Here is a 15018-nt window from a genome sequence, read left to right on the forward strand (position 1 = left end):
TATCAGCGTATCAGCGTATCAGCGTATCAGCGTATCAGCGTATCAGCGTATCTGCGTATCTGCGTATCTGCGTATCTGCGTATCTGCGTATCTGCGTATCTGCGTATCTGCCAAAAAAAAAACTATTCTTCTAATAAATCCGGTCGTCGGTTTAAAGTGTGTTCATAGGCTTTTTGTTCGCGCCATTTTTCAATTTCGGGAAAATTTCCGCTTAATAAAATATCGGGGACGCGCCATCCCTTGTATTCTGCTGGGCGTGTATATATAGGTGGAGCGAGTAAATTATCTTGAAAACTATCGGTTAATGCGGAAGTCTCGTTACTCAAAACACCGGGAATTAATCGAATAATGGAATCGCATAATACTGCTGCGCCTAGTTCTCCGCCTGATAATACATAATCTCCTATAGAAATTTCGCGAGTGATAAATTGGTCGCGAACGCGTTGATCTACACCTTTATAATGACCGCAAAGAATGATGATATTATTTAACAGCGACATGCCGTTGGCCATCGACTGATTTAGGGTTTCCCCATCTGGAGTCATATAAATAACCTCGTCGTATTCGCGTTCGGCAAGTAGTCCGGAGATACACTTGTCTATGGGCTCAATGCTCATAACCATACCGGCACCACCACCAAACTGATAATCATCAACATTCTTGTGTTTATTGGTACTGTAATCCCTTAGGTTATGGAAGTTAATCTCAACCAATCCCTTGTCAATTGCCCGTTTTAAAATAGAGGCTTCGAAAGGGCTTTGAATCAAATTCGGTAATACAGTGATGATATCGATACGCATGGGTAGAAAATTATTTGGACAAATTTACAATCCTTTCTGTTAGGATGCAACGGTCTTGCTAAAAGCTTTAATGAGATGCGGTTTTAGAAAACAATTGAATAACCACTACACCGGAAACAATCATGCCTATTCCAATCATTGCTGGAATATCCAGTTTTTGTTTAAATAGAAAGAATCCAACTGCTGTAATCAATACGATACCAATACCCGACCACAAAGCGTAAGCGATACCTAAGGGAATCGTTCTTATAGTTAGACTTAGAAAATAAAAGGCTCCAGCATATCCTATTACGGTAAAGATAGAAGGGATTAATTTAGTAAAACTATCGCTGGCCTTCAAGCAACTGGTAGCAATGGTTTCTAATATAATTGCTATAAAGAGGAAGATCAAATTTTTCATTTGGGTTGTTTTTACAAAATTACATTTTTATTGTATGTAAAAACCAGCGGAATAAATTGTTGTTTTTCAGGCTGAAAATAGGGATAAAAGAAATAATTTTGCCAAATGAATTTATCCAAATCAAAAGTGCTGTTTATGGCAGTGGCTACCGGTTTAGTTGTAGCTAATTTATATTATTGTCAACCCTTAATCGTATTGATTGCTAACGAATTTCAAATTGACGAGGCTAAGGCGGGTACGATTACCTATTTAACTCAGGCAGGTTATGCGTTGGGATTGTTTTTTATGGTTCCATTAGGTGATAAGTTGGAGCGCAAAAAACAAATAAGTATCACGACCTTATGTGCGAGTATCGCTTTGGTTATTGCTGCAATATCGCGAAATTTTTTAATGCTGCAATTGGCTAGTTTATTAATTGGTGTAGCATCTATAGTGCCTCAACTGATATTACCTATGGCAGCGAGTTTATCATCTGTGGAACAGCGCGGTCGGGTTATAGGGACGGTGATGAGTGGTTTGTTGATTGGAATTTTGGTTTCAAGAACCGTAAGTGGATTTGTCGGAATCTGGCTCGGATGGCGTGGTATGTTTTGGATTGCCGCTGTGGTTTGTTTTTTATTGGCCTTAATCATTCAAAAAAGCTTTCCGATCAACAGTGCACAGTTTAAAGGTACGTATAAACAGTTATATCGCTCTTTATTCGTTTTAATCAAAGAACAGCCTGTTCTGCGTGAAGCTACTTGGCTCAATAGTCTATCATTTGCGCAATTTGGAGCTTTCTGGACTACGATGGTTTTATTGCTTTCTCAAGAGCCGTTTGAATTCAATAGTGCAACGATTGGATTATTTGGTTTAGTGGGTGCTTGCGGAGCATTTGCAGCTCCTTTGGTTGGAAAATTAGGTGATCGCGGTGATTCTAGTAAGATTATTGGACTGGGACTGCTGATGATGATAGCCAGTTTTGTGGTTTTTTATTTTTCATCAACCTCCATAGTGGGATTGGTTATTGGAATTATTCTTATAGACTTAGGATTACAGACGATTCACGTTTCTAATCAGACTCGAATTTACGCTTTATTACCTGAGGCTAGAAATCGACTCAACACCGTTTTTATGGCTTTTAGTTTTTTAGGAACAGCCGTAGGTTCTGCTTTTGGGTTGTATTTATGGAAATACTTTGGTTGGGATGGAGTAAGCTTAGGAGCTATTTTTCTCGGGTTAATAGCCTTGGGGATTTATATAAAAAGTGCAAAAAAGAAATAACTTATAAATTCTTTATCAGTTTATATTTGCGATTGTGCTTATATTTGTAAAATCTATAATTAAAATTGACAAACATGCAAGACGGAATTTACGCAAAATTCAATACCTCAAAAGGAGCAGTATTAGTTAAACTAACTTATGATAAAACACCTGGAACTGTAGGGAACTTTGTGGCTCTAGCCGAAGGAAATTTAGAAAATAAGGCCATACCAATGGGGAAACCGTATTATGATGGATTAAAATTTCATCGAGTAATTCCTGATTTTATGGTTCAAGGAGGTTGTCCTCAAGGAACGGGTACAGGTGGTCCGGGTTACCAATTTGACGATGAGTTTCATCCAGAATTAAACCACGATGCTCCTGGAGTACTTTCAATGGCTAATGCCGGTGCAGGAACAAACGGTTCTCAGTTTTTCATCACTCATATTGCTACACCTTGGTTAGACGGGAAACATACTGTTTTTGGTCATGTAGTGGAAGGACAAGATGTGGTTGATGCTATTGCTCAAGGTGATGCTATCGAGTCGGTGGAGATTATCAAAGTAGGTGAAGAGGCTAAAAACTGGAATGCGGTTGAAGCATTTCGCACTTTTGAAGGATCAAGAGAGAAGAAAGCTTTGGAAGCTCGTAAAAAAGCGGAAGCTTCTTTAGAGGCTATCGCGGCAGGATTCGACAAAACCGAAAGTGGATTAAGATATAAAATGATTGTAAAAGGAGACGGTAAACAAGCTGTAAAAGGAAAAACTGTTGCTGTTCACTATAAGGGATCATTGGAAAATGGAAAAGAATTTGACAACTCATACAGCCGTAAAAAGCCCATCGAATTTCCTTTGGGAATGGGTCATGTAATCGAAGGATGGGATGAAGGTATCGCCTTGTTGCAAGTTGGTGACAAAGCGCGCTTTGTGATACCATCTTATTTGGGTTATGGAGCCAATGGCGCAGGAGGTGTTATTCCACCAAACGCTACCTTGATCTTTGACGTAGAGTTGATGGATGTAAAATAATAGAATGAATACCGTTAATCCGGTGTGAAATAAGCTAGGGCTGTCTTTTTAAGACGGCCCTTTTTTTATGCCCTTTTTATAAGAGAAAACAATCGGGAGATCCTGTAATTTACCACAATTTGCATGTTGACTGTCGAGTATACTCAATTGATAGATATAAATCTTGTTATAAGTGTTTTTTGATAACAGCCCGTGTTTCTACAATCATTTTGTCAGTAGCAACTCATGAAGCTAATTTCTTTATATTACAATATTTTCCTTTAGTAAAAGATCGTTTTTTAACTCTATTGGTGTCCTGTTTCTTGTCAATTTGTGATGATCTTAAACTTTTTTCGGCTTTTAAACACTCAGAAAACTGTTCCTATAGCTTTCTTAATGTATTGGTCCAGATTTCTGCTAGGGCAAACAAGCAGAAATTGCCAATACGACTCTTTAAATTAATGTTTTGTTTTTTTTAGGTTAATTTTCTGTTTATAGGATTTAAATATGATTTTTAAGTCTTTTTTGGCTTTGAATTGTTTGTTAATTGTGTTTTTTGTGAACAAAAATTGAATTTCAACTGTTTTTGTTGTGTTTTTTTAATATTGATTTTATATTAAAAATACCTTTAATTCTGAAATACTTAAATTTACCATATATATACTCAGTATTTGTGTTAAGTTAACCAACTTAAATTCATTTCTTCACTACTATTGTATGTTTTTTTTCTATGGTAAAATAATATTTATATTTTTGTTAAAATTAATAAAGCCTTAAAAATGTGATAAATAGGTTAATTGGTTTACACAAATGGGAATAAAATTCAGATGAAATGAGAACTAAATTTTTGCTTATAGTATTGCTGGTTTACAGTGTTGCTCAGGCACAGCGTATATCCATTAAAAAAGGACAAGTATTGTTGGATAAGAAAGCGGTAGTACTGCTGACGACTAAAAAAAACATCTATACGATTAGTAGCCTAGAAGGACAAGAGGTGTTTTCTGCGGAGGCGAAATTTCTAGAGTTGGAAAATGGTGTTTATAAAACCTGGTTTGTAATTACCGATTTGGAAACACAGCAACAAAATCAAGTTCCCCACATTTTATCGGTTATGGCTGTAAGCAGAGAGCGACGCATGATTGAGGAATTAGTAAAGGGGTCAAGTAAGCTGATTACAGAAAACGGTGTTGACAAAAATCTTCTACAATCCATTACGCAAGGTGAAGCTGTAGATTTACAAGCAATGTTTAAAGTAGTGAACGATAGTATCGTTCGGGAATTTCAGTATGGAGATCAAGTATTAGCCGATTATAAAATCCGCATAACCGTCAATGGAGAAATTCTCAGGCCTATCGTTGTCGATAGAAATAGTCCGTACAATCAGCAGCAAGAGGAATTTTTGGGGACGATACGCTTTGAAAAAGTAGGTGCGCAAAACAAGAAATTGTACACCATCGCCGATTCAGAAAATAGGGTAGTTGCTCGTTGGTCTGATTTTGGGATAACCCACGTGTCTGGCGTAGGCGAACAACATCTGACCAATGAAGTTTTGATGACCAACGGACAAAAATATAAAGTGAAAGAAATTCCCGAAGAAAGTTTTAAGGAAATCACAATGGACAAGAGTAAAATGGCAAGAAGGTTATTGGCTCTGGTCTTTGCAAAGGGCGTTTTAGAATAGCAATAAATAATGTGATTGCTGTTTTTCGGGCTTTAATAAAGCTGCTCATAAAAAATAGCACTAAACCAAAAACAACGTTTAAACAACAATTTAAAGTCAACTGTTTATACGATTAATTTTAAGAAAATATATTGCCGATTATATGAAAAGAAAATTACTATTATTATTTATTTCGTGTGTTTTATTGGGTTCTTGTTATACGGAAACAGCCGTTCCTATAACGGCAAATTTTGAGTATATCGTAAAAGAACAAGATTTTTCTGTTCCGGTTATACTGAGTTTTCATAACAGTTCCACAGGGGGCGACCAGTATTTTTGGGAATTTGTAGGCGGAACTCCTGGGAGTTCTCAGGACAAAAACCCAGGAGAGGTTTTTTATGATAAACCGGGGATTTACACCATTAAATTGACTGTCACCAATATTGATGGTGAAAAAGATATAGTCGAAAGACAGATTACCATATTAGATCAGATTCGTATAGATTTCGACTACCAAATCGAAGGAAGCAATTACCCGCCTGTAGCCATAGACATTGCAAATAAAACCCAGGGTCTCGGATTGGATTACCATTGGAATTTCGAAGGGGGACTACCGGCTGAATTTGAGGGTGTTGTTCCGCCAACGGTAATCTACGAGAATCCGGGAACCTATACCGTGACACTTACCGTCAAAAACGGCCAAGACGTAGTAGAGCTCACACGCGAAGTGCGGGTTGATCCAGACATAGTCGTGGATTTTGATTGGGACCCTATTTCGGAGGACTACGATTACCAAGCTCCAGTTGTTTTAAATCTTAAAAACCACTCCGAAAATGCCACCTCATATCAGTGGAGTTTGGTTGGAACAAACATCAATCAATCGGTAGAACAGCATCCGACAGTGATTTATAATGCCGCTGGAAATTATCAAATCAAACTTACAGCATCCAACGATAAAAAATCGCTGAGCAAAATCAAAACCATTAAAATTCATGAAGACACCAATTTATACGTTTTAGAAAATATAAAGTTGGGTATTAGTTATGCGCATAACACCAACCTAATTCCAGCGTTTTATTCAACTAAATATCGCAAAAGTTTTTTTTCTAACGAGTTAACTCCCGAACTGGGAAAAGATATTGACCTAGCTTTTTATGGACTAAACAGCGATTTCACAACCAATAAGTTTATTTCACCCGATAAGACAATCAATTATGGTCTGCCGAGTATTGCTCAGGCAACCCCAACGGTCTTTGTTAATTCTCAAGAACTGTGTAATTGTGGTTTAAACTTTAGCGAGTCCGATTTTAATAGTTTAAATACCGATGCTGCTTTAAGAAATTTAAGTATTGAATATTCAGCCGGAGGAGATCAAAAATTCAATCAAAATGTACCTAGAATCGTTTTGTTTAAAACAGCTGATGGTAGAAAGGGAGTGATAAAAGTGAAACAAATGGTGAATCAAGCAAATGCAGGTTCACACATCGTTTGTGATATTAAAGTTCAAAAGAAAAAGCGATAAATATGAAATACAACTACTTTTTTTGTGTGTTATGTTGTCTGCTTTTTTCTCAAGTTCGAGGGCAACAAATCGATATTGAAAATTTGACAAAAGTACCGAAGCTGAGGTTAGCTGGCGGTATAAATGCTACTGGAATGTATTACAACAGTAGTTTAGATAGTGATTCCACTAGAGAACCTTTTACTTATATGTTGTCGGGAAACCTCAATTTAAACTGGGCGACTTTTAATATGCCCATATCGTACACCCTAACCAATCAAGGGGATCAGTTGGGATATCAGGTACCTTTTAATTTTAACAGACTGAGTATAGCACCGAAATACAAATGGATACAAGCTTATATTGGAGACGCAAGTATGAGCTTTTCCAACTATACTTTAAATGGACACCCTTTCACGGGTTTAGGGATTGAATTTACACCAGCGGGTCCTCTGAAGTGGAGCATGATGGGGGGGCGTCTGCTCAAAGCAGTTGAAGGTGATACTGTTGCGCAATTGCCTGCGGTATATGAAAGATATGGATATGGAGCTAAAGTGCTATTTGAACAAGAGAAATATGTAGTGGAATGGATTACTTTCTATGCGAAAGACCGTCAAAATTCTGTTGTAAACCATTTTGATGTGATCCCTAAAGAAAACTGGGTCAACAGTTTAAGATTCAAAACAACGCTGATTAAAAATGTAAATATAGAAGCGGAATATGCCCTATCGAGTATGTCTGAGCTTAACCCTTTTGTTGTTATAGTAGATAAAGAGACGACACGCGAGATAAGCAAAACAAAATACCATAAAAAAGCATTTAAAACGGCTCTGAACTATAAAATAAACACCTACTTGTTAGGTGTAGTGTACGAGAATGTAGACCCGGAGTATCAAACTTTAGGAGCGATGTTTTTCAATAACGACTTAGAAAATGTAGGCTTGACTTTTTCAGGCCCATTTATGGACAACCGATTGATGCTATCGACTCAGTTGGGTTATCAGAGAGATAATTTGAATGGCAAAAAACAACAAGACTCCAAAAGGCTGGTCGGTTCTGTAAATGCCACTCTTAAAATTACCGAACAGCTTAATTTGTCGGGTAATTATTCCAATTTCAGTACTTATACCAATCGGCGATTAGACCAATTTGACTATATCAATGACCCCAATATGAATCCCGCAGATACTTTGAATTACAAACAGTTATCTCAAAATCTCAATGCCAATTTGAATTATATTTTTGGTGCACAAAAGAATCAAAATGTCAATTTTAATTATTCCATCGCCGGACAAGCCAATAAGCAAGGAGGAGTAATTCGAAAAGGGCAATCCAGTACTGTTCAAAACTACAATTTAGTACATACTATTCAATTCAAAGCAACACAATGGGCCTTGAGTAGCTCTGTAAACTATACCAATAATCAAATTAGTACTGCCAATAACGAGGCATTTGGTGGTGGTCTCAATATAAATAAACGTTTTTTTGATAATAGCCTACAGTCCGGTTTTGGAGTTTTATATAATACATCCACTGCGGCTAACGATCAGCGAAATAGTGTTTTTGGACTTAAATTCAATGGAAATTATACCCTGTTGACGCAGCATAACTTTTCATTAAATGGAATTCAAATGTTTCGAAATCCTGCCACAGGTATAGCGATGAATGATCTTACGTTAAATTTTAATTACAGTTATAGTTTTTAGTTATGAGGAAGACGACTTTTTTAATATTCTTTTTATTTGTACTAGGAGCTGTACCTGTTTTTTCACAGCAGGCTAGTATCGATAAAGAAATCAAATCTGCAACGGCAACCATAAATGAATTAGAAAAATCCAATCGCTGGGTAAACAGTTTTTCCAATCAAGATTTGGTGGAATTGCCCGTTGGAGTTCGAAAAACGATACAAAATACACGTTATTCGATTGGAATTACCAAAGCGACCTTTTTTCCGGAATACACAGAAATGCAAGTTTACTGTAAAATTGATATCCCACAAACCGATGCCCAAGGGCGTCCTATATCACTTTTTTTTGGTGCCGACAACATTAAATTATCACATCAAGGTGGTATTATTGGCGATGCAAAACTTACGCTTTTGGGCGATTTTGATATTCCAGTTAGTAAGGATTGGCAACTGACACTATATGGCGGTTTTGACATCAAGACGGGCAGTTCTCTAAATCAAACTTATGTAACCATAGATTGTGATGGATTTAAAGAATTGAAAATTTCTGGTGCCGTGGAGTTTTCAGAAAATCTAATTCGACCGCTAACATCGGCCAATACGGTAGATTTATCTCCGACAAGAGAAATACAACATCCAGTAGGTTTTGTGAAAACCGTAAAAAACAGAGTACGGGGTGATTTTAGTTTTACCGTAGCAAGCTGGAATGATATTTTGGTTCGAGTTGATTTAGAACCTTTTGTATTGGCTGAAAAGAGAAACGCAACAGACTATGAGGGTAATTTTCAATTTTTAGTCAATAATGCTGTATTGGATTTTAGCGATGTAAGAAATGATCCTGCAGTAGTTTTTCCTGAAGAATACCATCAGAATGGTCTTTTAGTTCCCGCGATTGAAAATTGGAGAGGAGTATATGTCCAAACTTTGGAGGTGGCTTTGCCTTCTGAATTCAAAACCAAAGATACTAAGGAACCGGGCAAGCGAGTACATATTGGAGCTTCTAATATGATTATTGATAAATACGGTGTTTCAGGTACTTTTTACGCCAAAAATATATTTCCTCTAGATAAGGGGATTACAGATCAGCGGAATGCCTGGGCCTATTCCCTGGATTATTTAGAACTAAAATTCGTTACCAATAGATTTCTAAAAGCGAAACTTAATGGTGAAATCCAATTACCCGTTTCTAAGGCAGTGTCCAAAGAAGGAAACACACCCAAAGGTTTTGAATATACGGGAATAATCTCTCAAAACGAATATGCTTTAACCGTAGTTAATAAAGATGCTATCGATTTTGATATATGGAAAGCTAAGGCTGTTTTATTGCCCAACAGTGCTTTAGAACTTAAGGTACTAGACGGAAGATTTTTGCCTAAGGCCAATTTACACGGATCCATTTCTTTTTCAACCAATCAGACTACGGCAGATACCGCTGAAGTTGCAGAAGATTCCGAAGGATCAGAAGGTAAGGAGAAAATAATTGATTTTAAGGGAATTACCTTCCAAGATTTAAAGTTACAGACTGTGTCTCCAGCAATTACGGTGGGTAGTATGGGGTACAAAGGCGAATTAAAATTTGGAAATTTCCCTGTTTCTATTGGTAATATTGATATAGTAACTCAGGATAATTCAGCGAATATCTATTTCGATTTAGGGCTTAACCTGATGGATAGCAATGCTTTTTCTGCCAAAGGCAGAATTGGGATTTTAGGAGGATTAAAAGACAATGGGGCGCTTCAAAGCTGGAGGTTTCAGGGACTGCAACTTAATGCGATTCACCTAAACTCAGAAATAGGAGGGTTAAAGTTATCAGGACGTTTGGACTTGCTTCGCAACGATCCGATTTACGGTAACGGCTTTAATGCCGAGTTGAGAGTTACAGTGCCGAGCGTTGGAGAAATGGGTGCAAAAGCCATATTCGGAAAAAAAGACTTTAGATACTGGTATTTCGATGCATCGGTCAAGTTAAATGGCGGGTATATCATCAGTGGTTTTGGAGGAGGAGCCTATTATAAAATGAAACGACTTGCCACAGCAGATCCCTACGAGTTCTCACCAAGTGGGTTGACCTATGCTCCAGATGAGAACGCCGGATTGGGACTTAAGGCCTTGGTTTACTTTTCGTTGGGAACGGAGAGTGTTTTTAGTGGGCAAGCGGCATTTGAAATGTTGTTTAATTCGCGAGGGGGTATCAATCAGATGGCCATTTATGGAGAAGCACAGGTTTTAAAAAGCATTCCTGGAATGGATAAAATTCAAAATCTCGTAGAAAAGGTAAATAGTCAATTAGAAACCAAAGCGGCGATGTTGGCTCCAAGTGACCATAGTGGTGGTAGCTTTGCCAATAAATATTTGGATAAAGCGACGGGAGTTATTCCAAAAACAGAAGGGGGTCAGGCTAGCATCAAGATGAAGGCTGCTATTGAATTTGACTTTGTCAACAACAGTTTACACGGTAGCTTAGATGTGTTTATTAACACACCGGGTAATATACTCTCTGGAGTTGGACCCGAAGGACGTGCGGGTTGGGCTGTTTTTCATAAAGACCCCAAAGATTGGTATTTATATATCGGAACTCCTGACGACCGTATAGGTATTAAACTCGGAGTAGCCGGTATTTATCTAAAAACCACTTCTTATTTAATGGCTGGAACGTATTTACCCGGTTCACCACCACCACCACCGGAGGTGGCGAAAATATTGGGATTAGATGCGAATGTGCTCAACTATATGCGCGATGAAAATCAGTTGGCCAATTATGGTGGTTTTGCTTTTGGTAGTGAAATGAGTATAGATACAGGAGATTTGAGTTTCTTGATTTTTTATGCCCGATTTAAGGCGGGAATTGGATTTGATATTATGCTAAAAGATTACGGTGAAGCCGAGTGTAGCAATACCGGCGATGTCGTAGGAATTGATGGCTGGTATGCCAACGGGCAATCGTATGCTTATCTACAGGGAGAATTAGGAGTTAGGATAAAACTGTTTTTTATCAAGATGAAAGTGCCGATTATATCAGCAGGAGCTGCAGTGCTTATGCAAGCCAAATTGCCTAATCCCGTTTGGTTAAGAGGATATGTAGGCGGTTATATGAATGTGCTGGGGGGCTTGATCAAAGGGAAATTTAATTTTAAACTGACCATTGGAAAGGAATGTCAATTTGCGGGAGCCACGGGCATACTCGATGGAATGAAATTAATTGCTGATGTTACGCCGAAAAATGAGAGTTCCGAAGTAGATGTTTTTGCCATACCTCAGGCTACTTTCTCCATGAAAGTAAATGAAGCCTTAAAAATACCGGAAGACGATGGAGATCAAACCTACAAAATTGTTTTGGAGCGGTTTACTCTAGTAGATGAACAGGGTCAAGAAATAGAGTCATCCATAGAATGGACTTCGATGAAGGACAGGGCCAATTTAATTTCCAAAGATATTTTACCACCGAATAAAAAGTTAACGGCACAAGTGGAAGTGAGTTTTCAAAAGATGGTCAATGGTGTTTTCCAGCCTATTATGGAAAACGGCCAGGTGGTAAAGGAAATCGAAGAACGCAGTTTTGTAACTGGAACGGCTCCCGACCATATTCCGTTGACGAATATTCAGTATTCGTATCCCGTAGTCGATCAAAAAAACTTTTTTATCAAAGAATATTCGACGGGATATATCCAACTGAAAAGAGGGCAGGACTATCTTTTTGACGATGCCAATTGGAAAACGGGTATTCGACTTAAAGAAAATCAAAACGATAAACTATTGACCTCCGATTTTAATTATGATGCTTCCAAAAACGAAGTGTTTTACGAACTACCAAAAGGATTAAAGAAAGATAAAAGCTATGCATTCTCCATTATTAGTGCCAATATTAAAGGAGAAGAAGATACGGATATAACAACTTATCGCGAAGTGGTCTCAGAAGAGGATAACGAAATTTCAGTAACAGAGAACAAAGCGGTCAGCTTGGTTAGATCTGGTGAAATTGATCGTTTGTCTTATGGTTTTAAAGCCAGTGCATTTGAAACGTTTAAGGCAAAAATGAATCGTTTAAATACAACCAATTATTTGTTTTCACCGGTATATGCCGATGTAATTACTTTGGAAAACAAAATCAGTGCCTTAGAACCTTTTGATATACCCGATTTGTCCGGTAGCATGTATACCGATAATCAACCGCTTTTACAGTTAAAGGCGTTGACAAACAACACTTATTTTACGGTAGATATTGCCCCGTCATTATATGCGCACTATCCTATCGATGGACGTTATGAATTGACCAATAGAGATGTAGAGGAATACGGTATAGTGCCTGTAAAGGCCTTGTGGATCAGTAATTATTATTTGCAAAGTATGGACCATAATTTAAATCAGAATTGGACTCAAATCAACTTCCCGTACACGTACAACCTTCCTCAAATCTACAAACAAGATTGGATGAATTTACGAGAACAAATTGCCAATGATTTTGCCAACGATGTATTCGGAACCACAACCGAGGCTTACCAATTTTTAGGAAAGCGATTTGAGTTTATGAGATACGGAGCCTATGAGGTAGAAATGAATTATGTGCTTCCTGGAAACAAAAAGGAATCCAAACATATTTATCAGTTTAAGAATCTGAATAAGTTTAGATAGTAAAAGTTATGAGAATAAAATTGACGACGATGAAATATTATTTACTTGCACTATGGATGTGGAGTGGAATACACCTGGCAAATGCGCAACAAGCTGCAGTAAAAGTCTTGACACGAGCGCAGGAAAATAGAATTTTGGTTCGATGGGGAGTCGATCAACCCTTGGAGTGGCAACGTGCCAATAACAGTGGATTTATCTTAAAGCGTATTACCATTAAGAGAAATGATCAGTTGCTGGCCAGTCCAGAAAAAAAACAATTGGTGCGTTTACCCATAAAACCAGAACCGGTAGAAAGTTGGATGAATTTGGTCCAACAAGATCATTATGCTGCGATAATTGCACAGGCGATTTATGGAGAATCATTTGAAGTAGAAGATACCGGTGAGCAAAGCGAGGTTTCTCGTATCGTCAATATGGTTGATGAAATGCATCAACGGCATTCTTTCGGCTTGTTTGCTGCGGACATGTCTTTTCAGGGAAGTATCAAAGCGGGATGGGGATATATAGATACCGAAGTGGTTAAAGGAGAAGAATACATCTATCAAGTGGCTGTTGCAAATGATGCGTCGATTGCATCGGGAGCCGGCATAGCGGGATTAAATGATTTTGAGCCCTTACCTGAAGTGGTGGATTTTATGGCCTTGCCAGACGACCGTAAAGTGATGTTTTCGTGGGGAATTATACCGTACAAAGGGATATACAGCTCCTATATGATAGAGCGCGCAACTGATGGAAGAAATTTTACGGCCATTTCCAAAACACCAATCGTTGATATTAATGATAAAACCGGCAATGCTTCGACGGCTATGTATTTTGCTGATACCCTTTCCAATAACGACCAAAAATACCAGTACCGCATTTATGGAATTTCTGCTTTCGGCGAAAGAGGAGCGATTTCTAAGCCGATTTCAACACAAGGAGTGGCATCGGTTTCTACACCTCCCCGTATCCATGACTACGAATTTAAAACCGACGGTTCGGTGTTGTTGTTTTGGGAATACCCCAAAGATGCAGAAGCTGAAATTCAATCCTTTGAAGTTGCTGTAGCTGCCAAAGATCAAGGTGATTATAAAATTGTAGGAAAACAATTAACGGTTTCTAAAAGGGAATTTTCCTATTCAAAACTAGAAGCTTCCAACTATTTTAAGGTTTATGCCGTAGGTGAAAACAACCAAAAAATCGCCTCTCAAAGTGTATTAGTACAGCCGATAGATTCCGTGCCTCCCGCAATTCCTCAAGGATTTAAGGGACAAATCGACAGTTTGGGGGTGGTTCAGTTAAGCTGGAAAGCCAATGCCGAAAGCGATCTTTTGGGATACAGAATTATCCGAGGACAGGATAAAGACGAAGATTTTATAGAGCTATACGACAAAGCCTATCCGCAGACTCATTTTACAGATACATTGAGCTTAAAATTGTCAAATAAAAAAGTGTATTATCGAATTGCAGCAGAGGATTTTAGACATAATATTTCCGATTTCTCAGAAGTGTTGATTATCGATAAACCCGATGTAATTCCGCCTTCAGCACCCGTTTTCTCCAACTATGAGTTAGCAAACAGTGCTGTACAGTTAGAATGGATAAACAGCACTAGCGACGACCTCAATCTCACAGTGATTAAGCGACGGAAAAAAGAAGATGTAAACTGGGAAACCATCGCTAGTTTTACGGATTTAACAACCGTTTTTTGGGATCGCAAAGTCGAGAAAAATCAAGTTTATGAGTATTTGGTTATGGCTAGAGATGAAGCCAATTTATGGTCTAATCCCAATAATTCTCAAATAACTATAGCTGTATTTGATTGGAGTGCGGTAGAAGTCATTAAAGATCTTCAAGCCCTTGTAGATAGAGAAAAGAGGGTGATCAGTTTATTTTGGCGCTCAGTAGCCAAAGGCGAAACGATTGCCAAAATCGAAATTTATAAAAACAAAAAAGGAGAAGCACCCACACTGTGGAAAGTAATCCATGCTGGACAAAACGCTTTAAACGATGTGGATTTGGACATCAATACGGAATACCAATACTATTTTGTACCCACTTTGCATTCCAATACACCGGCCAAAGCCATTTCATTAACCGTTCAATATTAAAC

General features: G+C 38.0%; 9 protein-coding genes. 7 read left to right on the plus strand and 2 right to left on the minus strand.

Translation table 11 applies throughout. The features are described from left to right. Positions 1–122 precede the first annotated feature (122 nt). Both trmD and KO524_RS12605 read right to left on the minus strand, forming a co-directional pair. On the minus strand, positions 123–800 hold the full coding sequence (trmD, locus tag KO524_RS12600; protein ID WP_219294535.1) for a tRNA (guanosine(37)-N1)-methyltransferase TrmD: 678 nt from the start codon (positions 798–800) through the stop codon (positions 123–125). A 67-nt stretch (positions 801–867) separates the two neighbouring features. After that, positions 868–1200: a multidrug efflux SMR transporter gene (locus KO524_RS12605; RefSeq protein WP_219294536.1), complete on the minus strand. Its 333-nt coding sequence runs from the start codon at positions 1198–1200 to the stop codon at positions 868–870. Between the two features lie 105 nt (positions 1201–1305). On the opposite strand from KO524_RS12605, the gene KO524_RS12610 reads away from it, so the two are divergent. The 7 genes from KO524_RS12610 (at position 1306) to KO524_RS12640 (ending at position 15016) form a co-directional block, all read left to right on the plus strand. Further along, complete coding sequence (locus KO524_RS12610; RefSeq protein WP_219294537.1) at positions 1306–2463, plus strand: MFS transporter; 1158 nt, start codon at positions 1306–1308, stop codon at positions 2461–2463. Positions 2464–2537: 74 nt separating this feature from the next. Then, positions 2538–3470, plus strand: coding sequence for a peptidylprolyl isomerase (locus KO524_RS12615; RefSeq protein ID WP_219294538.1), 933 nt, complete (start codon positions 2538–2540; stop codon positions 3468–3470). 811 nt (positions 3471–4281) lie between these two features. Further along, a complete protein-coding gene (locus tag KO524_RS12620) occupies positions 4282–5130 on the plus strand; it encodes a hypothetical protein (RefSeq protein ID WP_219294539.1) in 849 nt (282 codons plus the stop codon). A gap of 142 nt (positions 5131–5272) precedes the next feature. Further along, on the plus strand, positions 5273–6631 hold the full coding sequence (locus tag KO524_RS12625) for a PKD domain-containing protein (RefSeq protein ID WP_219294540.1): 1359 nt from the start codon (positions 5273–5275) through the stop codon (positions 6629–6631). Between the two features lie 2 nt (positions 6632–6633). After that, a complete protein-coding gene (locus KO524_RS12630) occupies positions 6634–8316 on the plus strand; it encodes a hypothetical protein (protein ID WP_219294541.1) in 1683 nt (560 codons plus the stop codon). A 2-nt stretch (positions 8317–8318) separates the two neighbouring features. Next, positions 8319–12926: a hypothetical protein gene (locus KO524_RS12635; protein WP_219294542.1), complete on the plus strand. Its 4608-nt coding sequence runs from the start codon at positions 8319–8321 to the stop codon at positions 12924–12926. Between the two features lie 29 nt (positions 12927–12955). Next, positions 12956–15016 carry a fibronectin type III domain-containing protein gene (locus KO524_RS12640; RefSeq protein ID WP_219294543.1) on the plus strand — a complete coding sequence of 687 codons (2061 nt, stop codon included), beginning with the start codon at positions 12956–12958 and terminating at the stop codon, positions 15014–15016. Positions 15017–15018 lie beyond the last annotated feature (2 nt).

The sequence above is a fragment of the Flavobacterium sp. NKUCC04_CG genome (assembly GCF_019345525.1).
Lineage (GTDB): Bacteria > Bacteroidota > Bacteroidia > Flavobacteriales > Flavobacteriaceae > Flavobacterium.